Genomic DNA, 24,549 nt, shown 5'->3' on the forward strand with positions numbered 1-24,549 from the left:
CGTTATAATTGTTATCGGCGATATTTTTATTTTCTTGGATCAAAAAATGCAAAATTATTGTTAATTGATAATTTAATGGGCAGATTTTATGGATTTATGAAATGGAACTGAATATTGAATGTATAACATTAAATTGGCAGTACGTCGGTTAATTGACGCTGCAAGCACGATAGAGGATGACTGATGGGCGGGAGTTAACACCAGGCGTATCACGGTCATGCCGGGGCACGCCTGGTGTTCACTTTCTTTTATGGCGCGATTATTGGCCGAGCAGTTGTTGTTTCAGGCTGTTCTGCGCCGGATGCTGCCCAAGCCAGATATTCAATAACGCTGCACGAAAGGCTTCGCCCTTGATGGGGGCGCTGGCCACGCCATTTTTGTAGGCGGTAACCCCTTGCTGTTTGTCTGCCACCAGTAAAAAGGTGTCGCCCACCTGGATTTCGGCATCAAACAACCCGATGAAATGCTGGATGTCAGCGGCAATTTCCTGGGTGTGGCCGTCAGTGGCATCTTCAAACCCTTCCTCAATGGTGCTGCGCATTTTTTCTGCGGTGATAAGGCCTGAGAGAATGTGCAAACTGACCACGGCCACATCTTGCTGTAGTACCTTCGCCGTTGTGCTGGCGGGGCGTGGCAGGTACAACGCGCCTACATACAAGTCCATGAAAAACTTGCTGCGAACACCGGCGCCATTGAGCTGTAGCGGTGGTTGCGACAGGGTTAACTGGTCGGGAACATCCACCCCGGCAACCTCTTTGGCCGCTGCGTTGCCGCTAAACAATAAAAACAGTGCTAACCAGATAAAATGCTTCATATTCATTCCTGATGTTTAACCTCTGAGTCCCAGGCGATAGTTGCCATCCTGAGTGAACCATATGGCCTGTCGATGCTTGGCGTGAATTAACATAGGGCCATCATCGCAGAACAGAAAACATTTCCAGTGTTGCTTGAATATGCCCCAGCGGGTTTCGAGAATGTCGTACTTTTCAATGCAGAAAAACACCGGTTCGTCATCATCCCAGCCGATAAATTCGCTGATGGGGAGGGGCAGCTCGGGAGCATCGCTGTCCCAGGCATTTTGCCAGTTGTCGGTGAGGTGCCAGCTGGCACTGCGGATGGCCCAATCGCCTTTGGTAAACTCCTCGGCGCAGCTGCTTTTGTTGCTAATCCAGCGATTCCAGACTTCCATGGCGCTTTTGGCGCTCAGTGGGTGGATGTGGGCTTTGTCCTCATCCGCAACCGGCATTTCGTGGTGATTGAACATCCACTGGCGACGATAGTCGCTAAGGGGCATATAACGATAAGACAAACAATTTCTCCGGCGCACCACAATGAAGGCAAGGATTATAACCTTGCCGTTGCCGTTAAACCAACTCCGGGGCACAGGCGTGGACTCCGGGCGACAATCCTGAGGTCAAAGGGCGCGAGGCGATATCTGGCTGGCGGCGTTTACGGCAAGGATGGTTAAGGTTTTTGGGGGAGCGAATTTGGCGCTGGCTCGCGCTGGTTGAGAGTGGTTGGTTGCTTGATGACGATTTTCAAGGGTTGGCAATGAAGGGGTAAGCGGCCTTGAGGGAGCATCAAGGCCGCAGATTTAACAGACTTTGGCGATATTAAAACAGGTAGCGGTAAATCAGCTGGGCGGTGCGCGGTGCGCCCAATGTGGGAATGGGGTATTCCGCCTTGTGCCCGTGCTTGAAGATGGAGCTGGTATTGTCGCTGTCAAACAGGTTATCCACCCTGAGGGTCAGTTGCTGATCCTGGCTGTTTGACAACCACCACTGCACGCCCAGACTGGTCACCACGTAGTCACCGGCCTTCATGTCATAATCGGTAAATTCACCAATATAGCGGCCTTGCAGCCACAGGTTGACGCTGTTGCTGGCATCCCAGGCCACTTTGGCAAAGCCCATGTATTCGGGAATGCGTTCAATCTGTTCATCCTGGCCCTTTTCCCGTGAGCGGTTATAGCTGCCGGACAACTCCAGATGCCAGTCTTTTACCGGCTGCACCTGATATTGCACGTCTACGCCCTGACTGCGAACCTTGCCGTCCAGATTGGCGTATTGCCATACGTTGGTGCTTATCTCACGCTTGTCTACCAGGTTGTCGGTTTCGCGCCAGTAGGCTTCAATGCTGAGGGTTGAGTCACCTTGATAAAACAGGGTCAGGTTGGTGTTGATGCTTTGCTCGCTTTCCAGATCAGGGTTCCCAAGCGTACCTACTTTGGCCCACAATTCGGCGGCGGTGGGTTGTCTGAAACCGTTACCCACCGCGGCTTTCAGTTGCCATTGCTGGTTGAGTTGCTGCTCCAGCCCCAGCGATGCCACCCATTTGTTTTCGCCGTTAGCCAGATGGTTATACCTTACCCCCAGCGCCAGTGCGGTATCCGGCAGTGCGGTAAAACGGGGTTTGTATTGCACAAAGGCGGCTTGGGTTTCATCTGTGGGCGCAACCAGCTCCATCACCTCATCGGCGCCATAATAACTTTGCCACTCCACCCCGGATAACAGGGTGTCGCCCTCGGCCGATTCATAATGGGCGCTGATGCGGGCGCCTTTGTCGGTAAAGCCCCAGTATGCGTCACGATAGGGAAGGGCGGTGGTGCCGTCCGCTTCTTGGGTCACTTCCGAATAGTAAGAGTCCCAGTTTTGATAGTGCACCCGGGTATCCAGTGTCAGGCGCTCGCTCAGCTGGTAGTTCCAGCCAAGCCATGCCAGTGTCTGTTTGCGTTCGTTTTCCGACACAATGGCGCTGTACGCCAACGGACGCTCCAGCACGCCGTTGTTGTACTGGGTAAACAGGGTGAATTTGTGCTGTTCACTGGGGCGCCAGTTGATTTTGCCCCCCAGGTTCATCATGCGGTAGCCCCGGTCTTTGTCCATGGCGGCTACCGGTGAGTATTCTTCATCATCCCAGAAGGCGTATCCCTGAGACTGGCTGCTGCTGCCGCTCAGACTGTAGTTGAGCTCGTCATTGCCGCCACTGAGCCAGGTGCCCAAATCGTAACTGGAGAGGGTATCTGCCGACAGGTTGATTTCACCGGCCGCTTCATTGCGGCTGTCCCGGGTGATGATGTTGACCACCCCGGCAATGGCATCCGAGCCATAAATCAGCCCTTGTGCCCCTTTAATCACCTCAATGCGCTCAATCATCATGGGGTTGATGCTGTCGGTATAGGTGGAGCCATACAGGCGATTGTTCAGGCGGTTGCCATCCACCAGCCAGAGAATGTCCACCGGGCGGCTTCCTTGCAGGGAGTAATCCGTATCCGTATGGCGGCCATTGCGGCCATTGGCATAAAGGCCCGGCACAAACTGATTGAGGATCTCGTTAATGTCCACCGCACCGGCTTCCACAATCATGTCGTGACTTATCACTGTCAGGCTTTGGCCGGTATGACTGCCTGCCACAATGGAGTCATCCTGATAACGGTTGCCGTTAATGGAGATGATTTCCATGGCCTCATCGGCGAAAACGGCAGGGGTGCTCATGGTGCCAAGAATAATGGCAATGGTGCTCACCAGTTTGTGGTTGGCATGCTGCACTGTGCAGTGGCTTTGGCCCATCTCGTAAGTTCCTTTATGCTGCGTATCCATTTGAATTTAAATGGATAAATAAATATTCAGAGGGTGTGAACAGAACGCTGAGTCACCCATGGGTTACCATGTCTTTTCAGAATGGTGGCTTCAGAAAGTGGGCAGATTATAAAAATCCCGCAGATGATTTTGGTGAGGGAGATCAAAGTTTTGCTGATCAGTATGAAAAAATTAAAATTCGTAATACTTGTGGGTGTGGATGTGACAATGAAAATCGTGCGCATGGTGGGCGGTGGTTTCAGCCCGCATGACTTGGGCATGATTTGGGCATGATTTTGGGGTGGCTTTGAGGTGTTAGGGGCACAACACTTGCTGGCAACCGGTAGTGTGCATCCCAAGATTGTTAACAAAAAATGCTGAGATAACAAAGAGAAAACATCTTTACATACCGATAATGAAAAGGCGGAGTCCATCCCTTAACATGTGCATGCAACCTTGCGTGATCCAGTGCAAGTTTTATCGGTGTGATGTGCTTTGGCGCTGTTTTTCATCCGGGGTCTCAGGTAGTATTACGCAAAATTTATTAGTAATACTCTTGCCGTGTCTCATTCTTCGACGTTACTCCATGTACTGCTGATGCCGCTCAGGCAGTTGGTGTCTTACAAACCGCAAACCTTTACAGGCGGGCGCCAGTGGCTGACCGCTGCGTTACTGGGGCTGCTGCTGATACCGGGCGCGGCCAGTGCCACCGATGCCTCTTCCCAACTGGTGATGGTATTGGGGGCGGAGCCTGACGGCGGCTTTGACCCCATTATGGGCTGGGGCAAATACAACCATCCGTTAATTCAGTCCACACTGCTTAAACGGGGCCGTGACAGCCGCATGATTGGCGATTTGGCCACCAGTTGGCAATTAAGTGACAACCGGCGCCAGTGGCACGTTACCCTGCGCAGCGGCGTGCGTTTTAGCGACGGTAGCCCCCTTACCAGTGCGGATGTGGCCTTTACCTTCAATACCGCCAAAAAGGCCGCAGGTGTGCAGGATTTGTCAAACCTGCAGCAGGTGAGCGTAGTGTCGGACACCGAGCTGGTATTTACCTTGGCGCAGCCGGATTTGGGATTTTTAGATACCTTGGCGGAACTGGGCATTGTGCCCCGCCACGGTTACGGCCCCAGGTACGGCCAGCATCCCGTGGGCTCGGGCCCCTTCAAGCTGGTGCGCTGGGATAAAGGACAGCAACTGGTACTGGAAGCCAACCCTTATTACCGCAGCGCAGATGCCGGGCAGTCCTTGCTGAAAACGCCTTTTTTCAAGCGCTTGGTGATTGTGTTTGCCGATGAAGACAGCCGTTTTGCCCTGCTGCGCACCGGGCAACTGCAACTGGCGGCGCTGGCCCCCCGCTATGCCAGTGGTGTGGAGCAACTGGGGCAATATCGTTTATGGCCGCTGCAGAGCGTGGATAATCGCGGCATTGCCTGGCCCATGGCACCACAACGTAACGAGATAACCGCCGAGCCGGTGGTGAGGCAGGCGTTTGACTTGGCGCTGGACCGGCAACAGCTGGTGCAGGCGCTGTTGGGCGGTTTCGCTTCCTCCGCCTGGTCGATTGCCGACGGTTTGCCCTGGGGCGGCGTAGCACCTGATTGGGCGGCCATGCCCATGGCAGAGCGTTATGTCAAGGCGAAGCAGTTGCTGGCACAACAGGGCTGGCAGATGGCCGCTGATGGCGTGCGTTACAAAAAGGGTACGGCGCTGCGTTTTTCGCTTTATTATCTGGCGGGTGACAGCATTCGCGAGCAGTTGGCACTGGCCTGTGCCCAAATGGTGCGCCCCTTGGGATTTGACGTGCAGGTGCATGGCGACAGCTGGGAAAACATCTACAAGGTGATGCACCACTCGCCGGTGCTGTTCGGTTTTGGCAGTTTGTCGGCCAACGAGCTGCGCCTTACCCACCTTGGCGCCCAGGGCGGCAAGGGCTATTTCAATTCGGGCTATTACGCCAACCCCTTGGTGGACAAAGCGCTGGCGCAAGCCCGTGAAGCCGTATCCGTTGCGGATGCCAAGCCCTATTGGCAACAGGCACAAATGCTGATTGCCCAAGATCGCCCATGGAGCTGGCTGGTGAATTTGCAGCACCTTTATGCCACCGCCCCCTGCCTGGATTTGGGCAAACCGCTGATAGAACCCCACGGGCATGGCTGGCCCATCACCAATAACATCAGTGAGTGGCGTTGGCAGTGCCGGTAACGTCCCCATTGGCCGTGCCATCGCCACGGTTGCGCGTTTTGCTGGGGCATTCGGGCCGGTTGGCGTTATTGCTGTTGCTGTCCTGCGTGCTGGCCTTTGGCCTGTTGTCCCTGTCGCCCCTTGACCCCATTATTCATTATCTTGGGGGAAACCTGCTGTCGGTGTCGGAGCAGCAACGGCTGCAGATGGCACGGGAGCTGGGGCTGGATGCGGGCTTTACCGAGCAGTTGCTGAACTATTTGCAAAGCCTTGCCAACGGTGAACTGGGGCAAAGCCTGGTGTATCGCCAGCCGGTGTCAGAGGTGATTGCCGAGCGCTTGCCGCTGTCGCTGATGTTGATGGGCGCCTCATGGGTACTGGCCATGATACTGGGGTACGTGCTGGGCGTGATGGCGGCGCTTAACCCCCATTCTTGGTTGGATAATGGCATTCGCCGCAGCGCCTGGGTGCTGGCAAGCATGCCGCCGTTCTGGCTGGCCATGCTGTTAATCAGCGTGTTTTCCGTCAGTTTGAGCTTAACTCCCGTATGCTGCGCCGCGCCGCTGGGGCAGGGGTTTTGGCAGCAATCTTTTGGCAGCATGCTGCAGCATCTGCTGCTGCCGGTGTGTACCCTTACCCTGAGCCAGTTGCCGCCGTTAATCCTGCATACCCGGGAAAAGGTGCTGGACATTCTGCAAAGTGATTATGTGACCTACGCCCGCTTGCATCATCGCAGCGGTTATCAGATTTTTGCCAAGCATGTGTTTGGCAATAGCCTCAAGCCAGTATTGATTTTGCATTTTGCCTCTTTTGCCGAGCTGTTTGGCGGTTCAGTACTGGCAGAAACCGTGTTTAATTTTCCGGGGCTTGGCAGTGCGCTGGTGAAAGCCGGATTGGGCAATGATGCCCCGTTAATGATGGGTATCACGCTGTTTTCCGCCCTGTTTGTGTTTGTGGGCAATGTACTGGCCGAGGTGGGCAGCCAGTATCTGCAGCAGGGGCGGCTCAGCGCCACAAAAGGAGCGGCCCATTGATGGCATGGCATAACCGGCGCTTTTGGTGGCCATTATCAGGCTTGTTGCTGCTGAGCCTTTATTGTCTTTGGCAGGGGAGTTTGCCCATTTCGCTGGATTTGCTGGCAAAAAGCCAGGCACCCTCATGGGCGCATTGGTTGGGCACCGACTGGCTGGGGCGGGACATGGCTCGGCGCAGTGCAGCGGCCATGCTGAAAAGTTTATGGGTGGGCATTTTTGCCGTGGTGCTAAGCAGCACCTTGGCCCTGTGTCTGGCCTTGTTGGCACAACTTGGCAAGCAGGGGCGCCGCTGGGTACTACTGGCGTGCGATTTGTGCATGTCTTTGCCCCACTTGTTGCTGCTGATTTTACTGGCGCTGGCCTTTGGCGGGCAGGCCTGGGGAGTGATTGCGGCGCTGAGCCTTACTCACTGGCCACGTTTGACCCGGCTGTTGCTGTTTGAAATGGAAGAAGTGCTGGCACAGCCTTATGTCACCACGGCATTGTCTTTTGGCGGCAATCCGCTGCTATGCCGCCTGCGGCATTTGTGGCCCCATGTGCTACCCCAATGGTTTATCGGCACGCTGAGCATGTTTCCTCATGCCTTGCTGCATGTGGCGGCGCTGAGCTTTTTGGGCTTCGGCCTCGACAGCCAGTCGCCCTCCATGGGAGAACTGCTGGCAGAAGCCAACCGTTACCTGTTATTGGGACAATGGTGGCTGGCGCTGTTTCCCGGGCTGTTGTTGGTGTTGTATGTGCTGCTGTTTTCCGCCTTGGCAGAATGCCTGATAGACAAGCAACGCCCGCACCCATGCCGGTTTTCAGCACCGGATGAGGCCCCAGCGGTGGCCTCAGTGGCCAATGATGCTGAAAAAACCTCTGCGCCTTTGGCGGTGATTGAAGATCTCACCCTCACGGATGCAACGGGGCAACCGCTGATTGAGCATCTGCAGCTGACCCTCAACCCGGGCAAGATGTATTGCCTGCTGGGCGAGAGCGGCGGCGGTAAGAGTTTGTTGGCGCTGGCCATGCTGGGCGCGGTGCCCCAAGGGCTCAAATTGTGTTGCAAGCGGCGCCTGTTGCCACCTGGCACCGTGCTCTGCCCCCAAAGCGGTAGCTCGCTGGATGCCAATTTAACCGTTGGCGCGGTACTGGACTGGTACTGCGCGGCAGCGCTCAAACCCCATAAGTCGCGGATATTGCAGCAGCTTGGCCTAAGTGCCTTACTGCATCACTATCCGCCCATGCTCTCTGGCGGGCAAACCAAACGGGTATTGCTGGCACTGGCACTGTTGCAAGAGCCTCGCTTGCTGGTGGCCGATGAACCCTGCTGCGGGCTGGATGAAACCGCAGCAAGGGAGGTTTATCATCTGCTGCAGGCCTTTGCCACCGGCGACTGGCAACGGCAATGGCAACCGTCCAAGGCGGGCTCACGGGGCATGAGCCATGATGACCCCGGCCATGAGCCGCATCATGATAACCGTAGCGTGCTGGTTATCAGCCACAACCTGCAGGCAGTGCTGGCCACTCACAGCCAGGTGTTATTCATGCACTCGGGGCGGATTAAAGAGCAATGCCCAGCACACCGGTTAAACGCTGCCCCTGAGGGCAGTTACGCCCGCTTGCTGTATCAGGCGCTGCCCGATAACTGGCCGTTGGCCGAAGAGGGCTTATCCTCCACACAAGCGCCCCGGGAGCGGCAATGTCAATCCATGTAACCCCATTGCAGGCCGTGCCTGCCACATTGAAAGCCGAGCCGCCCGTATTGCTGCAACTGCAAGCGGCCAGTGTGCGCCGGGGTCGGCAAACCATCACATTGCCGGATATCACCCTGTACCAAGGGCAACGGCTGGGGCTGTTCGGCCCCAGTGGTTGCGGCAAATCCACCTTGGCAAGCGTGTTGGCAGGGCAGCAACCCTTGGCAAGCGGCCAACTGCAACTGGCAACGGAATTGCAACGCAAACCAGGGCACAGCAACCCGGTGCAGTGGATTATCCAGCAGCCGGAACTGGCCTTTAACCCCAGGCTGACAATGGCGGATGCATTGGCAGAAAGCTGGCGCGGCCGGGATTTTTCAGCGCTGTTGCCGTTACTTGGGGTTCCGGCCAAAGAAATATCACGCTGGTATCACTCCCGCCCCGGCAATCTTTCCGGCGGCGAGCTGCAGCGGCTTAACATCCTGCGGGCACTGGTGCCAGAAACCCGGTTGCTCATTTGCGATGAAATTACCGCCCAGCTGGACATGCTGACCCAGCAAAGCGTGTGGCAGGAACTGCGCCACTGCGCCAGCCAGCAAGGGTTAACACTGCTGGTGATTTCCCACGACCGTCACCTGCTGCAACAACTCTGCGACCCTATCCTGCAGTTTTAAATCTCATTGGCAGAACGTTCAGGCAGGTACAACTTTTGGCGCCAGCATTACTGCAAACGCAGGTCTGTGCGGTGGCAGGTGGCGGTGATTGTGTATCTTGAGACAGACAACCATTTACACAGATTTTTTACACTCTCTAGTGGGGGCAACTACAGGTATTTATGGCTAACGCCCGGCTTTGGGGCTGACTTGTAGCTGCGAAGCAGCGGAAAGGCAGTCCCAGCCACGTAGTGGCGACAACAGCCGCTTGTTATACGATGCTTCAAATTGGGCCTTGCAGAGCATTAAAAAACACACCGTTCTTCTTGTCTATTATTCCGAGATCCAGCCCGTCAAGATGCCACTCTAGTTTGAATTTATTTGGCCTAGATAATTTACCTTGGTCGTAAATATCATTAACGAATTCTCTCTTCTCTAACTGCGGATCAGTATTCTTCACAACATCTGCATAGTGATCTGCCATTCTTATAAGATACATTGGATGGCCAGAACTCATTATCATATTGCTCATGTATGCTGTTCCGGGCTCCATACCAATCGTCACATGCTTCTCATGAATCTTCCACATTCGCTCTCGCTCATCATTCAGGCTGCCACCGTCACTAGCGGATTCGAATACAGAGTGATTAAATATGCCAACAGCATGAAAAGAATCCCGTGTTACATAAGCAAATAAAACATCATCAGTGCGCTTAGAAAGACCTGACGCTTCGAGCTCCATGTCGAGATGAAAGTGATGGAAACCCTTGGTGTTCAGAATTTGATCTTTGTCATCCCATGCATCGGCTTCGCCATCAACTATGCGCTGCCTAGGCGTATAGCCATTCTTGTGTGCTCGTTTAGACAAATATGGTGATAAGTCTTCACCATTACGAACCTTGTCGAGAAGACTGTTAATATTTCCTTTTAAATCTTTCCATCTACGATCAGATGTAACTTCGGGAGCGATTTGAACACTCCTTACTCTTGTTGGAACCTGCCTTGTTTTCCAGTGCAAGTAATGTATGAGCACATTATTTAGATCCTGACTCTTGAGTTCTTCAAGCGTTTCTTTTTCGTTTGGGAAAAATGGCAGCTCTTTTATCAGGTTATCCTTGAGCCTTTTAATTCTTCCTGATATTTCCATGAATATATAGACCAACTCAGATTATTAGTTCGTATAACGCCTGCTTCAGGGGTGCCGCAGCGCGGCGTCCCGTGGAGGGAGAAGCCCGGAACAAACTTAAAGCACTTGTTATGCGCGTTTGAATTCAATAAATTCTTTTAGAACTTTTAAAATATTACTCCCAAAATCTAATATTGCCTTCGCTAGACTATGCACACTAATATATGATGTTGCAGCCCAAGTTCCATACCCAGAGTTTACATTAGAAAAGTCCGCATATTTTTTGAAGTCATATTGCTTCATTACATCTAGAAATGAATCGCTAACGCTTTCGAGAATGTGTTCATAAACTTTTTCGTTAACAGGCTTTGCGAACCTCAGTTCTCTTTCATCTATATGGGGAAATACATTTTCTCCAAAAAACTTTCTCAATGTGCCGCCTACGTGAGCACCTCTGGTTACTTTACGAGTTGCATAAAGAGTTGTGATTACAGCAATGATAGAGCAGATTGTATCCTTATCCCTCACCACTGATGTATTAATGGCCAAAGTGATACTTTCTACAGTAGTTCGCCTGTTAATTTTCCCTCTCTTTTCTTGTAGCCAGTCATCAATATTTTGGGCACCTTCAAGAATTGAGCTTCTCAACTCTTGATTTTTAGCAATTTCTTCTAAAGCTCTCTCCATCAAAGAAATGATGAGAAGCGCAAGTTTAATTTCTGCTTCCATAGCACATCACTACCTATAAAGCGGATTACTTTACGAGTTTTCAAATAATTACCGCAAGCGTATAACGCCCAAAGCAGCGGCGCGCGTTAGCGCGTCCAGCCCGCAGGGAGTTGCTGCCTTTGTTTGTTATGTTTATTTTCCTGTGGTGCGCTCAATTTTCTGCTTGCCGCTATAAATACACATTGCACTGTTGTAGTCGTTGTAAGCAATTTCATAATTAAAATCACAAAAATATGCAGGATGCTTAGTTGCAATAGCATCTCCTGCTTTACATTTATCTTGCATCCCCTCTACTAGCGAATCATTGTTGGCCCCCAAGCATGCCTGCCCTGTTGTTCCGTCTTTACAGCCTGACAAAGCTAATAGAGCAAGCAATGTTAAAGATATTTTTTTCATATTTATATTCCCTTATAGGTTTGAGTGATGAGTAAACATAACGCAAAGCATACGGGCGACGAGCCGCGCAAGCGGGTTGGCGTCTCAGCGGCCATAGGCCGCGAGTGATGCGTATTGTTAGCCATTATTTGTTTACACCGACGATGTACTATTTATTAATTCTAGAGTAAGCATCTAAATCTATCAGACTTATTAAGAGGTTATCGATTACAGCTGTGCCATTGCGATCAATATTGATTGACTCATCGTCAACATAAACTTTTACGATTGGCATCTTGGTCTTCTCATCAATTGATGTATTAAATTTGACTTCAATCTCTTTCCCGTCTGAACGCTGATATGTCTTTGCGGCGCTTCCGTTAAAACTTTCAAAATCCTCAGATAGCTGAGACTTTATTTCGTAGACATAAAAGGAAATATCCTTTTGTTCTAGACTGTTTAATTTAGGGCCACTATCGCCTATGTAATTAAGGGCATAGCCTATGAAAATCCCTGCTATCAATATCACTGAATGTAAAATGAACTTCTTCATTGTATTTCTCCTTGTGAATGGCTAACGCCTTGCTCACCGGTAAATTAGGAGCGCAGCGAGTAATTTATCCGTGTGCAGCAACTTGTTAAATTTTACTGAGCGCACTACTCCATTTCTCTCAAATATTTCTCGGTGAGCAGTTCATTTAGTATCCAAGCGGCGGTCAGACGTAGGAGAACTTTTAAGTCACTAAGATCCTTCTCTTCCCATTTTCGAACATAGTGGGTTTCGTCGTTTCCTATCCATGCTGCCCGAGATGCACACGCTTTTACATTGGCGTCGCTGCAGTATTCGTTAATACAGGCACCAAGCATTTTCTTTTTAATAGCGCTAGCATCATCTGGATGCTTATGCATTGCATAGTCTTTTATCAGAAATTCTAGAGCCTTACGAAAACCACAACCAGCGATTTGATCAAGCTGAAAACCCTCTGCGGCGGAGCTTTGAGCCAAAACTTTATGATAACTGGGGGACAATTCCTTTAGCTCATCAGCTGTATCTGGCTCAACCGACTTGCGCGGAAGACAGCTTCTTAGGTAGTAGTCCCCTTGAGGGTAATGGGTCCGATAATCTCTATTTTGAGTATAAGATGCGATGAAAGCCCACTGACATTCATTGCGGGGGCAGGAATAGAGAATCTGAAGAGTGTTTCCTCCATCAAGATCAGATCTTGAAATCAGATTACTCCCTATATTTGAGGGACTTACACCGTGGTGGCATATCGGGCACTCGTCAGGATCCCGATCATATGTGAAAGACTGTTCAAATATCTGTATCCGCGGCATTCCTTCTCCCTTTAACATTTGTATATTGAGACCCTGCAAGGTAGCTTACCTTGCAAGCTTGATCTACCTTCTAAGGAAGGAGGTGTTTTCATGTATCGGCGAAGCAAGAAGTACCAACAGCAGGTTGCTTATTTGGCTGCTGTGCGGGCCGACAGAGAACGAAAGCAGCTCGATGTTGCCATTCCCGTTGTTCAAACAAACCTCCCTGAACTTAGACGGATCATCGAGATCACTGACTTCGATTCAGGCACCCCGGTGACTCATCGCATAGAACTGTACCGGAGTGACCGAATCGATTGTTATAACGTCAACATCGATGGCCAACCGTGGATGCAGCGTATGGGGTGGAGCCGTATCTTAGCGGCGCTTAGAAAGGCCCTTCCCCGACTCAGGCAGTTTGATTGAGCCTCGCTATAAGCTGTTATTGCTATAGGACTGACAGATGCGAGTCGCTTCCCTTCAGGGCAAGATTTGCTTCATTTTTGGCAGTTGATTACGTTGCTTTTGCAAACGCTACCGATTATTCCGCACATCCTGTGTTTCACCCTTCGGGACAGCTAAAGCTGTTCAAAAATGTTCCCGACATTTTGTCGCGTGGCGGGCCAGACGCCTTTCGGCTCCTGCTAAGAGACAGAAATTGTTCTGTCTCTTGTCCTTCGGACACGCTACCGCCCATGGATTTAGGATTCCAGCGTTCCTTCTGTCCCCTAAGGGTCTGATTGTATAGGACAAGTGTTCCTCTTAGCTCGAACGTACCGCAGCACTTTTAGATCATCTGTAGGACTTTTGCTCTTTCTTACAAAAAGTTGCGTTTGCTCAACTAACTAGTTGGCGGACATCTCGTTGTCCGATTACCACCGTGCCAAATTGTCCTCTTCCGTTACTTTGCCTCAGCACAGATTTTATCTCGGCGTTTAGCCAATTCAGGGCTGCTATCCTGCATCGGTTTTAGTATGAGCTGATTGCATTCCTTCTCCTTAATCTGCTGCTCTGTTTGACGTACGGGTTCGCCTCCGGTGCCTGTTTTTGGTTCGAACAGAAATGATTTCCCAATCTTTGCGCTCGGTTCGCCTATTTGGGCTCTCACGGGTTTGTAATTTAGGGATGCATTGCAATACATTCGCAATAAGCTGCGGCCTTTTGAGTTCAGGTTTTTCATGCTGGATAGCTGATTGCACAAATCTGTGAACATGGCTTTGGCTTGTTGGGTGCACTTGGAATAAGACGCTGCTTGCTGCTTAAGGTTTGCACAGATACTTTCTTGCTTTACCTTCCATAGAAAGTGCTGGAATCGAATGTCGGTGCCCTTGTAGGTGAGCGTTTGGGCTGTGACAGTGGTGTTTGTCGCATCAACATAGGCGCTAGTGATGTTATTGCTCACCATTTCCAGATAGGCGGCGAACAGTTGCGACAATGGATCCATGACTCATCCTTAAGTAACTGGCTGGGTTCCCTTTAGTTAGTCAAAGATATTACCGTCTTTCATCTGGCTTTTAAATGGTTTGTGTCACCGCTGATTTTTGGTTTTTATATGGTCTGTACACTTATTGACAGAAATCCAAGTTAGAGCGGTCGGTGCCAACTGAACGCGATAGTGTCCATTCGTGGGTGCGGGTGATCACTTGAACCCCAAAGCTCACGATCCCTTTGATCCTAGTTAGTACTTCATCGCCGTAGCGGTTGGTTTTGTGCTGACGGAACTTGCCGGAATGTTCGCAAAGGCTGGTGGCAATTTTGCTGCATTTGCTTGCCAGCGTTTAAAGCGCTTGAGTGGAGGATGAGTGAGAACGGCTGAGCATGGCATTTGCCGATGTGAGGCACGGTAAATGGAATGGTCTCCCCACAGGGACTCGAACCCCGATCGGTCGCTTAGGAGGCGACTGCTCTATCCTGTTGAGCTATGAGGAGACGGCAGTGATTATACTGGATTTTGCTCCCAATAAAAGATTTGAAATCTAACCGCTTATTTCTTAATCGCTATATCGTTCAACTGGATGTTAATGGCGGCGTTTTCACCATCAAGCAGGGCGGTGGCGGTATGTTCAGATAGCTGATCGATTGTCACCTTGGCTGGTGTCAGGTTGGCAATGGCATGGGGCTTGTTGAGTTTGTCGGCAATGTTGCGTTGCAGCACAATGACAAAGGTATCACCTTTTTTAACGCCATTCTGGCGGCCGATATTAAGGATGATGCGGTTGTTGTCGCGGGCGATAATCTGGGCCAGTAGCGGGCGGCGGTTAAGGGCTTTATCCATGTCGCTGACGGCTTGTGTCAGCACTTGGGTAATGTGCTTACCGTAAGCGGATTGCCAGAAACTGTCAGAGGCCGGATTGACCATGGCGGTTTTGTCAAATTCCCACTCGGCGCTGCCGTTGTAATCCTGCTGCCAGATGATTTCGCCGCTGATGCCATGATACAGGGTTAGCCGCAGCTGAAACTGGCGCTCGGGTGTATTGGCCCACATGCCGAGCATGGAGGCGGTTGCTGGGGCGACCGAAACATCCATGAGTTCGGGTAGCAGCAAATACTGGCTGTTGGTCATTTCGCTGACAACAGCAGGAACGCTGTTGCCAGTGGTGGTCAGTTGCGGTACCTGCAGCGATTGCGTTGCCAGTAATACGGGAAAGCCGGATACGGCTTGTTGCAGGTGCTGGGCAAGGTGCTGCGACAGCACTTGTGGCAGCTTGTCCAGGCGCCCGTAGCGCAGTTGGCTGCGATCGCCAATAAGGGTTTGCGGAACGAGCACCGCCGCTTTCAGGCCTTGGGCGGCGTTATCGAATGCCGTGGTACTGGCCTGAACATCGGCGCGAATGGTGACGCTCAGGCGATTGCCCTGGCGTTGTTCGTTCAGCAGCTCCACAGCGGCAATATGGCTGGCGGCAGACAACGCCAGTTGTGATGTGAGGTTGCCGTTATTGACGGTTTGGCTGGCCTGAAAATTGCCGCCGTTTTGCAGTAATACCATGCTGATTGCATTGTTGATGGCACTTTCGCGAGCCTTGCTTGTATCACCGTTGATGATGGTGGCTTCACCACTTGCTTCTAGCCACTGAGCCTGGCAAGAAAAGCTAAGGCCTAGTAATGCTAATACGCCAAGCAGTTGTTTCATGGTGATGTTTCCCAATGCTGAAATTGCCAAAAATCCGTTGAGCCAAAAATCCGTCTGGATAGGGTGGCGCTTGAAGAAACATTCAAATTTTATGCCATGGCTACGGATGTATCCGCCCGCATAGCAATGCGTTCATGTCACTGGGGGATGCCAAGCCGCAGGCATGCAATGGCTATATGCCGTATCTTGCAAGTTCATTTTAAACGGGCGATACGGCATAGCCTCTTTTATCGCGGTATTGACGGTAAAACCGCTTAAGTGTGGCGGCATCATGCCGATAAAAAGAAAAGTGAATGCAAATGCTGGCGGATGCCAACTGCCGTGGGGCAGGCGGGTTGCGCCAATGGGATTGATATGAAACTTGCCATCATGTTTTCGATGATACTGTTAGCCGGTTGCAGCCATTCGATGGCCTCGGCGCCGGCCCCATCAACGCCTGCCATCGATAACGCCCTCAGCAATGACCATGGCGTTATCGGTATGAGTGGCTTGTTGGCTCAGCAACTGGTGCAAAGCGGTGATGATGCCAATCGGCAGCTGCCTTTGTTGGTGGCAACGCCGGTAATGGTGGAAGACCTGCAAAGCAGCGACAAACTGGCGGCGCAATTGCAACAGGGGTTGATGACCCAAATGCAGCAGGCCGGGTTTACCTTGGTGGATTTGAATGTGGCCGATGCGGTGCGGGTAACGCCAACAGGGGATTTTTTGCTGAGCCGTGACTGGCAAAAAGTGCCGGCCAATATTGAGGTGGCGCAGGTATTGGTGTCCACGGTGAGCAAATCCCGCACGGGGTTGTTGATTAACAGCCGCATTGTGCTGTTATCGGGCAATCAGGTGGTGGCCAGTGCCCAGCTGTATGTGTCCCAGCAAGCGTTGCCTGAGTATGTGGCCTTGTCACCCCGGGTGGTTTCCCAAAATGGGCTGCTGTACCGCAACGATGCTGCAGGTAAAGGCCAGGTACAGGTACTGGGAGAGATGAAATGAAACTATGGAGCATATTGGCGCTATTGGTGTTGCTTGGCGGGTGCAGTACCCGCGACCGTTACGTTACCTGGGAAACCGTAGCGCCCGAATCCTTCCCGAAAATCACCGCCATTGGTTACGCGCCGCTGGCAACCCAACCGGCCAAGGATGCTGCCGGGCGGGTATTGATGGCCATGCAGGCATCAAAAATTGCCGCCTACCGGGAGCTGGCAGAGCAGGTGTATGGCCAGCAGCTATCGGCCAGCAGCAATGTGAACGACTGGATGATGAAATCCGATGAGGTGAAGGTGTCGGTATCTGGGGTTATCCGTGGTGCCAAAGTGGTGCGCAGCTACCCGGCAGGCGATCATTACGTTACCGAGCTGGAGCTGGATTTTGCCCATGTATGGCAGTTATACCAGCAGCAACATCGCCCGCAACGGGTAAAAGAGATCACCTATTTTTAAGTGCCGATGCAGATGCGCTGGCAGCGCTTGATCCATGCCGGCGCCATGTATTTTATCCGAGGCGGTTTGCCTGAGCGTCATTCTCCTAATCCCTTGAGGGCTTTTAAGCGGTAATGTGCTGAGCGCCGCTTGGGTTTGTTTCCCTCCACCCTTACATGCCCGTATATCACCTGGCTCCCGTTTATTTGGCGTGTGCGTTTTCGGGCGTGTCTGCCGCTGGTGGTTGCAGCATTTGTTGTCGTCGGTTTCAGTGGCTGTTTTGCTGGCAGTTTTGTTGCAGTGGCAGATGTAAGGCAATGAGGTGCATGGTAATGGATGCAGCTTTAGCGGGGTGTAGTTGAATGTTTTAGCCGGGTTTTATGGGTAACGGATGGGAACTTGCAACTATAAAGAGACAATAAGCAGCCGTTATCAGGCTTCCACGTCATTACCCAGAGTGGAAATGGTGGAGGTTTTTCCTTTGCCGTCGTAAGTGAGGCTGCTGGCATTGCGGCTCACCTGCAGTGCTTGCGCCAGGCGGTTAACGCTGGCCGCGCACAACTCGATGAGTTTGCCGTTGGACTGGTTTTTTAATTGGCACTGCGCTAGCAGCTGCTGTGCCTGACTCACCTGTTCAGCCAAGGGCGGCGCTTTTAGCTGCGCTTTTTGCGGATGCTGGGACAATAGCTTGTCTGTTTGGGCAAGTTGCTGCAGCAATTGCTGTTTGTCTCCGGCCAGTTGCAGCAAGGTGTCGGCATTACGCTCCACCAGGGCGGTTGTTTCCTGTTCGATTAAGGCCAACAGTTGCCCCAGGGTGCCCTGTTGCTGTTGCAGCAGTTGTGACAGTGCTTGCTCTTGCGCGTGCGGCATTAAGACTCCTGGGTGAGATCTGCCATGGCGTTTTCAAACAGGCTGATGTTATTGGCCAGTTTTTCCGGATCCACTTTATAGCGACCTTCAGAAATCGCCTGTTTTATTTCAGCAATCTTTTGCATATCCATATCTGGCATGGATGCAATCCGATTTTGCATCCCCTGTAATTGTTTGGCCTGGGCGGACACAACAATGGAATCATCATCATGGGTAACAGTGGCGGCATCTGCCTGTTTGGCGGCTTTACCGTTACTCTGATTCACCGAGGCCGTTGTTTGTATCCGAGGCTGATTTTGCAGTTGTTTTATGTCCATAGCCGTATGGCTCCAGCACAGGTGTATAAGTATCTACTACTGATATCGGCAAGTTGCAGGCAGGCTTGAGCCTTTTTTTACATTTTTACCCGCACTTCTCCCACTTTGGTGATGGTGGCTTCTATCATTTTGTTTGAACGGGTGTTTTTTACCCGGATCTGTTCGCCAAGGTTACCATCTTCTGTTGCCTCACCAACAGTTTTTATCTGAAATTTTTCAGTGCGGGCAATAATGGACACCGCATCGCCCTTGCACACAAAACAGATGTTACTGCCAAAAATGGGGTAATCCTTGGGCACCCGCCGTTTTAACCGGGTGCCTATCAATTGGGCTGTGGCGTCAAACTGCTCGCCGTTTACGCTGTACTGGTCCACGTAACGCACCGCCATTTGAGCGGCAGACAGCAAAGTGCCCGGTGCCAGGGTTTCCCTGGCCACCACCACGGGATAACTGATGCTGACCCGCACCGACAAATAAAGCTGCCAAGGGTAGTCAAGATCGGGGCTTGTGCAACTCACGCGCACGGTGTTGTTGCGGCTTATCTCTCGCTCGGAGGCCAGCGCTGCTGTGAGTGGCGAGCTGCAACGGGGGATCACCAAGCGGTTGTCCAGCGTTTGCGGAATGATGCTCACTCGGGCATTGGGTGCGGGCTGAATTTTTTTTGCAACTGTCTCTTTAGCCAGGGTTTCTATGGCCGATATATCAGGAGCTACAGGTTCCTGCGCCATGGATGCGGCTGACCACAACCCTAATGTAAGATAAAAAATGTATGCTAAATTGGGTTTCATCATTTGCACGCTGGTTTGATTTGCCTATTTACACTTATACTTCAGCAGTCCAGACAGGTTGAACGAATCATGGTTGTCCGGCGTCAGAAGTTTGACTGATATGCCATATGCACAACCTCCAGCAAGTTATATGCCTTTCCGCCAAAACGAGAGGTACGTTTATTTTCCCAAGATACATAAGGCAGGCTTATGTCAGGCATTCTTGAATCAGTTAACAAGAGAACCCAACTGGTAGGGCAAAACCGCCTTGAATTGTTGTTATTCAAATTAAACGGGCGTCAGCGGTTTGGCATTAACGTGTTTAAGGTGAAAGAGGTATTGCAGTGCCCGCCGTTAACCTCGCTGCCAAAGCTCAACCCCTATGTGCGGGGTGTAGCGCACATCCGGGGCACCACCATCTCCATCATCGATTTAAGCGCAGCTACCGGCGGTCAGCCCATTGAGGATCTGAAAAACTGTTTCATTATCATCTCTGAATATAACCGCAGCATTCAGGGCTTTTTGGTGCAGTCGGTGGAACGCATCATCAACATGAACTGGTCTGCCATCATGCCACCGCCCCAGGGGGCTGGCCGATACTCCTACCTGACGGCAGTGACCGAAATTGACAATGAACTGGTGGAAATTCTCGATGTGGAGAAAATCCTCGATGAGATTTCTCCGGCCAAAACCGAAATCAGCAAAGAAGTGGACAGCGCCATCAACATCGACCGGGAGCAGAATTTCCATATCATGGTGGTGGATGATTCCGCCGTGGCCCGCAAGCAGATAGTCCGCGCCCTGTCATCACTGAACCTGCAGATTGATACCGCTAAAAATGGCAAAGAGGCGCTGGATAAACTGAAAGTCATGGCCTCAGAGGTGGATAATGTGGCTTCGGAGTTGTCGTTGATCATCTCGGATATTGAAATGCCGGAAATGGACGGTTACACCCTGACGGCAGAAATTCGTGATGATCCCAAACTGAAAGACATCAAAGTGGTCTTGCATACCTCGTTAAGCGGGGTGTTTAATCAGGCCATGGTGCAAAAAGTGGGCGCCAATGATTTTATTGCCAAATTCAATCCGGATGAGCTGGCAGCTGTTGTAGATAAATACCTGACGCTTTAATCGGTTAGGTTAAGTACAAATAATACAAAGAGAGTTGTCAGGTGACTTGTGTTGCCGGCAACGCTGAGGTATAACGCAGCGTTTGTGTGTTTATAGCGCGTGGTTATACGGCAGTATGTTTGATGGAAAACGGGATACCAAGGTGCTAGATAAATCTCTTGCAGAAACCGAGTACAATCAGTTCCGCCTATTTCTGGAACAACATAGCGGCATTGTGCTGGGAGAGAACAAGCAATATCTGGTACGCAGTCGCCTGGCGCCTTTGATGGGCAAACACGGACTGCCGTCGTTATCTGAAGTGGTAAAGCAGTCAATGCGCCCCACGGAGCGACAGTTGCGGGCAGAAGTGATAGATGCCATGACCACCAACGAAACCCTGTGGTTTCGCGATCGTTACCCCTTTGAATTGCTCTATGGCAATATCCTGCCGCAGTATAACCGCTTGGGGCGGCCGCTTAAAATCTGGTCGGCTGCCTGCTCCTCCGGTCAGGAGCCGTACTCACTGGCCATGACCATCTTGGAATACCAGCAGCGCCGTTTGGGCGCGTTGGCCGATGGCGCGTCCATTTTGGCGACCGATTTGTCTCCTTCCATGCTGGAGCGCTGCAAGCAGGCGGAGTATGACAGCCTTGCCCTTGGCCGCGGCTTGTCTGATGAGCGCAAGCGTCAGTTTTTTGATGCCCTGCCCAACGGCAATATGCGGGTGAAGGATAATGTGAAACGGTTGGTGAACTTCAGGGCGCACAATTTGCTGGAAAGCTACAGCCTGCTGGGCAAGTTTGACATCATCTTTTGCCGCAACGTGCTGATTTATTTCTCACCGGAAGCCAAAACCAAAATCCTGCGGCAATTTGCTGCCGCCCTTAACCCCAAAGGCATCCTGTTTTTGGGGGCGTCAGAGTCCATTGCCGGGCTGTCTGATGATTTTGACATGGTGCGTTGCAACCCGGGCATTTATTTCCAGCGTAAAAATTAAAAATAACATACTGATTATCAAACAATTAAAAATGCCAGCTTTTAATGCTGGCATTTTTATTGCCTGTGTTTTGCCAAATGCCGTTGGGGGTTCCGGCTTGAGGCAATATCCACAAATAGTTGACTCTTATTTGGCACATAGTTTGCTTTGTTTTGACAAACCATCCGGCGAGAGGCGTTTTTATGGCGATAAGTTTTGACAAGGCGTTGGGGATCCACCAATACACGTTAGGCATTCGGGCCCAGCGTGCAGAGGTGCTGTCCGGCAATATTGCCAATGCCGACACCCCGAATTATCGCGCTAAGGATGTGGATTTTTCCGCCGCACTGCAAAGTGCCCGAAGCCAGCAGCAGGGACGGCAAATGGTGACCACCTCGGAAAAACATTTCGATATGAAATCCCTGGTGCAGGAAAACGTCAAGTTTCGCATCCCCAATCAACCGGATACCGGCGATGGCAACACGGTGGACATGCAGGAAGAGCAACAGGCCTTCATGCAAAATGCGCTGGAGTACCAGATGTCGCTCGGGTTTCTCAGCGGTAAGTTTTCCGGCATGAAAAAAGCCATCAGAGGAGATTGATAATGGGATTATTCAATATCTTTAACATTGCCGGCTCCGGCATGTCGGCCCAGTCTGTGCGGCTTAACACCACCGCCAGCAACATTGCCAATGCCGATGCGGTATCCAGCAGCGTTGATAAAACCTACAAGGCGCGCCATCCCGTTTTTGAAGCGGAGCTGGCCAAGGCAACCAGTGGCCAGCAGCAGCCCGAAAGCGCTGCGGTCAGAGTTGCGGGAATTGTGGAAAGTGATAAACCGTTGGTGAAGGAATATGCCCCGGATCATCCGCTGGCCGATAACGACGGTTACATCTACAAGCCCAATGTTAACGTGGTGGAAGAGATGGCCGACATGATTTCCGCCTCCCGCTCCTACCAGATGAACGTGCAGGTGGCTGATGCCACCAAGTCCATGCTGCAGCAAACGCTGCGCCTTGGCGAATAAGAGGAGATAGGCAGTGGCCATAGGTTCTGTAACATCATCCACAACTGATACCAGCAGTACCAGTGCTACAGACAGTACTGCAAAGAAAACCAATAACAACTCACTGAGCCAGGAAGATTTCTTTGCCTTATTGAGTGCCCAGTTGTCCATGCAGGATCCGTCCAATCCGGTGGATAACGACCAGATGATTTCCCAGATGGCCTCGTTTTCCACAGTGGATGGCATTAATAAGCTCAATGATGAAATCACCAACCTCAATACGGTGATGACCTCCAGCCAGGCATTGCAGGCATCAGGCCTTATTGGCCAGAAAGTGCTGGTGCCCTCGGGCAGCGCGTACATTTCGGCCACCGAGCCTACCGTGCGCGGGGTGATAAGTACCACCGAACCCATTAACGCCATCAAGATGTCGGTGGAGGATGCCAGTGGCCAGGTGGTGCGTACCTTTACCGTAGACGGCAGCAATGGCGGCAATATCGACGTGGAATGGGATGGCCTGGATGATAGTGGCAATACCATGGCACCGGGCACGTACACCCTTAAAGCCAACGGGGTGGTGGACGGGGTTTCTGAAGATCTTTACGTGAGCACTTACGGCCATGTCAGCAGTGTGTCGCTGAATTCGACTACGGGCGCCGTGGTGAACATTCGGGGAATTGGTGGCGTATCGCTGTCGGATGTTTTAGCCGTTTCTGAAAGTTAAGTTTTGCGCCGGGTCAGGCCGGACAACAGTATTTATAAAAGAGGTGGATTATGTCTTTCAATATTGCTCTGAGTGGGATCAATGCGGCGCAAAAAGATCTCAATACAACCGCAAATAACATCGCGAACGTCAATACCGTGGGCTTTAAGGAGTCTCGGGCCGAGTTTGCCGATGTGTATGCCAGCTCTATTTTCTCCAACAGCAAAACCGCCGTGGGTGGCGGGGTGACCACCACCCAGGTGGCACAGCAGTTCCATGAGGGCAATCTTAAGTCCACCAGCAATGCGCTGGACATGGCCATTAGCGGCAACGGTTTTTTTGTCACCTCATCATCCATTGATGCCCAGGATTTCTCCTTTACCCGTGCCGGTGCCTTCAAGCGCGACCCCAACGGCTTTTTGGTTGACTCCCAGGACAACTATCTGCAGTGTTTTCAGGTGGATTCAGACGGTAATTCCGCATCGGTGAGCCTGAGTACCACCAAACCCGTACAGGTGCCGGATACCGCCGGTAGCCCGCAGGCAACCCAGAATGTGGCCATGAGCATGAACCTGAACTCCAACGCTGACGCGCTGGACCCGGCCGCGTTTAATCCGGCAGATTCTTCCACCTTCAATAACTCCACTGCGGTGACCATTTATGATTCGCTGGGTGAGTCCCATACCCTGACGTCCTATTTTGTGAAACCCGAAAATGGTGCCTATACCGGCGAAAGCAACTGGGTGGTGTTTTACGCGGTGGATGGCAAACAGGTGGATCTGGACGGCAGCGCCGGAACTTATCAGACCGACACCGACGGTGACGGTACTCCGGATAACAGCGGTACGGCGCAAACCACCGGCGGTTGGGTGGGCTCGGTGCTGACCTTTGATGCCACCGGTGCTTATAAGGGGTCTGATCCGGCCATACTGACCACTGCCCAGTTGGGGATTGGCGGTGCCAACGTGTTGAGCGCTTCGGCAGACGGCTCCCAGCAAATTTCCATCAGCTTTAACAAGCCCACCCAGTATGCGGAAAGTTTTGGCACCACGGAAATGACTCAAGACGGCATTACCGTTGGGCGCCTGACCAATGTGGAAGTGGGCAGCGATGGCTTGATATCCGCCAAATACAGTAACGGTTCCACCGTGCCATTGGCCCGGGTGGCGCTGGTGCGTTTTGCCAACGAGCAGGGGCTTACCCAGGTGGGCAACACCTCCTGGAAAGCCAGTCTGGAATCCGGCGAAGCCCTGGCCGGTGAAGCCAACAGCGGCGTATTCGGCTCCATCAAATCCTCCTATCTGGAAGGCTCCAACGTGGATTTGACCACCGAGCTGGTGGATCTTATCTCTGCCCAGCGTAACTTCCAGGCCAACTCCCGAACTCTGGAAGTGAACAATACCCTGCAACAGACCGTATTGCAGATCCGTTAATGGGTTTCACCCAACGGTAAAGCTTGGTTTAAAGCGGCAACTTCTTGCCGCTTTTCTTTTGTTGTTTCCCCAATCACCTGTTTTCCCTGCCGTTCTTTTTCCATGGAGCAGAAAATCTGCTGGCATGGAGTTTGCTTAATTGAGCATAAGCGC

General features: G+C 51.8%; 27 protein-coding genes and 1 tRNA gene. 14 read left to right on the forward strand and 14 right to left on the reverse strand.

The genetic code is table 11. The features are described from left to right. Positions 1-259: 259 nt before the first annotated feature. From ACIDEJ_RS00965 to ACIDEJ_RS00975, 3 genes are all read right to left on the reverse strand, one after another. Positions 260-820, reverse strand: a complete 561-nt coding sequence (locus tag ACIDEJ_RS00965; protein WP_411986221.1) for a chalcone isomerase family protein — start codon at positions 818-820, stop codon at positions 260-262. A gap of 9 nt (positions 821-829) precedes the next feature. Then, on the reverse strand, positions 830-1,309 hold the full coding sequence (locus ACIDEJ_RS00970; protein ID WP_411986222.1) for a DUF2947 domain-containing protein: 480 nt from the start codon (positions 1,307-1,309) through the stop codon (positions 830-832). 304 nt (positions 1,310-1,613) lie between these two features. Continuing rightward, entirely contained in the window at positions 1,614-3,569 is a 1,956-nt protein-coding gene (locus ACIDEJ_RS00975) for a TonB-dependent receptor plug domain-containing protein (protein WP_411986223.1), read from the reverse strand. 111 nt (positions 3,570-3,680) lie between these two features. Here ACIDEJ_RS00975 and ACIDEJ_RS00980 point away from each other — a divergent pair, with 111 nt between their 5' ends. From ACIDEJ_RS00980 to ACIDEJ_RS01000, 5 genes are all read left to right on the forward strand, one after another. After that, a complete protein-coding gene (locus tag ACIDEJ_RS00980; protein ID WP_411986224.1) occupies positions 3,681-3,872 on the forward strand; it encodes a hypothetical protein in 192 nt (63 codons plus the stop codon). A gap of 267 nt (positions 3,873-4,139) precedes the next feature. Continuing rightward, positions 4,140-5,786: an ABC transporter substrate-binding protein gene (locus tag ACIDEJ_RS00985; RefSeq protein ID WP_411986225.1), complete on the forward strand. Its 1,647-nt coding sequence runs from the start codon at positions 4,140-4,142 to the stop codon at positions 5,784-5,786. After that, entirely contained in the window at positions 5,777-6,799 is a 1,023-nt protein-coding gene (locus ACIDEJ_RS00990; protein WP_411986226.1) for an ABC transporter permease, read from the forward strand. The genes ACIDEJ_RS00985 and ACIDEJ_RS00990 overlap by 10 nt, the downstream gene beginning before the upstream one ends. Continuing rightward, positions 6,799-8,496, forward strand: a complete 1,698-nt coding sequence (locus ACIDEJ_RS00995) for an ABC transporter permease subunit (protein ID WP_411986227.1) — start codon at positions 6,799-6,801, stop codon at positions 8,494-8,496. Before ACIDEJ_RS00990 ends, ACIDEJ_RS00995 begins: the two co-directional genes overlap by 1 nt. Then, complete coding sequence (locus ACIDEJ_RS01000) at positions 8,481-9,149, forward strand: ATP-binding cassette domain-containing protein (RefSeq protein ID WP_411986228.1); 669 nt, start codon at positions 8,481-8,483, stop codon at positions 9,147-9,149. Before ACIDEJ_RS00995 ends, ACIDEJ_RS01000 begins: the two co-directional genes overlap by 16 nt. 262 nt (positions 9,150-9,411) lie before the next feature. Here ACIDEJ_RS01000 and ACIDEJ_RS01005 read toward each other — a convergent pair whose 3' ends face one another. The 5 genes from ACIDEJ_RS01005 to ACIDEJ_RS01025 form a co-directional block, all read right to left on the reverse strand. Then, on the reverse strand, positions 9,412-10,275 hold the full coding sequence (locus tag ACIDEJ_RS01005) for a hypothetical protein (RefSeq protein ID WP_411986229.1): 864 nt from the start codon (positions 10,273-10,275) through the stop codon (positions 9,412-9,414). Between the two features lie 108 nt (positions 10,276-10,383). After that, positions 10,384-10,983: a hypothetical protein gene (locus tag ACIDEJ_RS01010; protein WP_345880988.1), complete on the reverse strand. Its 600-nt coding sequence runs from the start codon at positions 10,981-10,983 to the stop codon at positions 10,384-10,386. Positions 10,984-11,115: 132 nt separating this feature from the next. Then, complete coding sequence (locus ACIDEJ_RS01015; RefSeq protein ID WP_411986230.1) at positions 11,116-11,379, reverse strand: hypothetical protein; 264 nt, start codon at positions 11,377-11,379, stop codon at positions 11,116-11,118. A 148-nt stretch (positions 11,380-11,527) separates the two neighbouring features. Next, on the reverse strand, positions 11,528-11,911 hold the full coding sequence (locus ACIDEJ_RS01020) for a hypothetical protein (RefSeq protein ID WP_411986231.1): 384 nt from the start codon (positions 11,909-11,911) through the stop codon (positions 11,528-11,530). A 104-nt stretch (positions 11,912-12,015) separates the two neighbouring features. Continuing rightward, on the reverse strand, positions 12,016-12,714 hold the full coding sequence (locus tag ACIDEJ_RS01025) for a hypothetical protein (protein ID WP_411986232.1): 699 nt from the start codon (positions 12,712-12,714) through the stop codon (positions 12,016-12,018). A 72-nt stretch (positions 12,715-12,786) separates the two neighbouring features. On the opposite strand from ACIDEJ_RS01025, the gene ACIDEJ_RS01030 reads away from it, so the two are divergent. Beyond that, a complete protein-coding gene (locus ACIDEJ_RS01030; RefSeq protein ID WP_411986233.1) occupies positions 12,787-13,101 on the forward strand; it encodes a hypothetical protein in 315 nt (104 codons plus the stop codon). Between the two features lie 475 nt (positions 13,102-13,576). On the opposite strand, the gene ACIDEJ_RS01035 is transcribed toward ACIDEJ_RS01030, so the two are convergent. The 3 genes from ACIDEJ_RS01035 to ACIDEJ_RS01045 all read right to left on the reverse strand — a co-directional run bounded on the left by ACIDEJ_RS01035 (position 13,577) and on the right by ACIDEJ_RS01045 (position 15,805). After that, a complete protein-coding gene (locus ACIDEJ_RS01035) occupies positions 13,577-14,119 on the reverse strand; it encodes a hypothetical protein (RefSeq protein WP_411986234.1) in 543 nt (180 codons plus the stop codon). Positions 14,120-14,528: 409 nt separating this feature from the next. Continuing rightward, positions 14,529-14,604: transfer RNA gene (locus ACIDEJ_RS01040), tRNA-Arg, on the reverse strand. A gap of 55 nt (positions 14,605-14,659) precedes the next feature. Further along, entirely contained in the window at positions 14,660-15,805 is a 1,146-nt protein-coding gene (locus ACIDEJ_RS01045) for a flagellar assembly protein T N-terminal domain-containing protein (protein ID WP_411986235.1), read from the reverse strand. Between the two features lie 354 nt (positions 15,806-16,159). On the opposite strand from ACIDEJ_RS01045, the gene ACIDEJ_RS01050 reads away from it, so the two are divergent. Both ACIDEJ_RS01050 and ACIDEJ_RS01055 read left to right on the forward strand, forming a co-directional pair. Next, a complete protein-coding gene (locus ACIDEJ_RS01050) occupies positions 16,160-16,789 on the forward strand; it encodes a FlgO family outer membrane protein (protein WP_411986236.1) in 630 nt (209 codons plus the stop codon). Then, positions 16,786-17,235 carry an LPP20 family lipoprotein gene (locus tag ACIDEJ_RS01055; protein ID WP_411986237.1) on the forward strand — a complete coding sequence of 150 codons (450 nt, stop codon included), beginning with the start codon at positions 16,786-16,788 and terminating at the stop codon, positions 17,233-17,235. Before ACIDEJ_RS01050 ends, ACIDEJ_RS01055 begins: the two co-directional genes overlap by 4 nt. Before the next feature lie 411 nt (positions 17,236-17,646). Here the strand turns inward: ACIDEJ_RS01055 and flgN are convergent, their stop codons facing one another. The 3 genes from flgN to flgA all read right to left on the reverse strand — a co-directional run bounded on the left by flgN (position 17,647) and on the right by flgA (position 19,189). Next, positions 17,647-18,084, reverse strand: coding sequence for a flagellar export chaperone FlgN (flgN, locus tag ACIDEJ_RS01060; protein ID WP_411986238.1), 438 nt, complete (start codon positions 18,082-18,084; stop codon positions 17,647-17,649). Continuing rightward, positions 18,084-18,401, reverse strand: coding sequence for a flagellar biosynthesis anti-sigma factor FlgM (flgM, locus tag ACIDEJ_RS01065; RefSeq protein WP_411986239.1), 318 nt, complete (start codon positions 18,399-18,401; stop codon positions 18,084-18,086). The genes flgN and flgM overlap by 1 nt, the downstream gene beginning before the upstream one ends. 77 nt (positions 18,402-18,478) lie before the next feature. Beyond that, complete coding sequence (gene flgA / locus ACIDEJ_RS01070) at positions 18,479-19,189, reverse strand: flagellar basal body P-ring formation chaperone FlgA (RefSeq protein WP_411986240.1); 711 nt, start codon at positions 19,187-19,189, stop codon at positions 18,479-18,481. 189 nt (positions 19,190-19,378) lie between these two features. Here flgA and ACIDEJ_RS01075 point away from each other — a divergent pair, with 189 nt between their 5' ends. The 6 genes from ACIDEJ_RS01075 (at position 19,379) to flgE (ending at position 24,396) form a co-directional block, all read left to right on the forward strand. After that, on the forward strand, positions 19,379-20,299 hold the full coding sequence (locus tag ACIDEJ_RS01075) for a chemotaxis protein CheV (RefSeq protein WP_411986241.1): 921 nt from the start codon (positions 19,379-19,381) through the stop codon (positions 20,297-20,299). A 115-nt stretch (positions 20,300-20,414) separates the two neighbouring features. Beyond that, positions 20,415-21,275, forward strand: a complete 861-nt coding sequence (locus ACIDEJ_RS01080) for a CheR family methyltransferase (RefSeq protein WP_411986242.1) — start codon at positions 20,415-20,417, stop codon at positions 21,273-21,275. A gap of 182 nt (positions 21,276-21,457) precedes the next feature. After that, on the forward strand, positions 21,458-21,856 hold the full coding sequence (flgB, locus tag ACIDEJ_RS01085; RefSeq protein WP_411986243.1) for a flagellar basal body rod protein FlgB: 399 nt from the start codon (positions 21,458-21,460) through the stop codon (positions 21,854-21,856). A 2-nt stretch (positions 21,857-21,858) separates the two neighbouring features. Further along, positions 21,859-22,281, forward strand: a complete 423-nt coding sequence (gene flgC / locus ACIDEJ_RS01090; protein WP_411986244.1) for a flagellar basal body rod protein FlgC — start codon at positions 21,859-21,861, stop codon at positions 22,279-22,281. A gap of 13 nt (positions 22,282-22,294) precedes the next feature. After that, entirely contained in the window at positions 22,295-22,984 is a 690-nt protein-coding gene (locus ACIDEJ_RS01095; RefSeq protein WP_411986245.1) for a flagellar hook assembly protein FlgD, read from the forward strand. A gap of 50 nt (positions 22,985-23,034) precedes the next feature. Then, complete coding sequence (gene flgE, locus ACIDEJ_RS01100; RefSeq protein ID WP_411986246.1) at positions 23,035-24,396, forward strand: flagellar hook protein FlgE; 1,362 nt, start codon at positions 23,035-23,037, stop codon at positions 24,394-24,396. Positions 24,397-24,549 lie beyond the last annotated feature (153 nt).

Source organism: Shewanella mytili, assembly GCF_046765975.1.
Lineage (GTDB): Bacteria > Pseudomonadota > Gammaproteobacteria > Enterobacterales > Shewanellaceae > Shewanella > Shewanella mytili.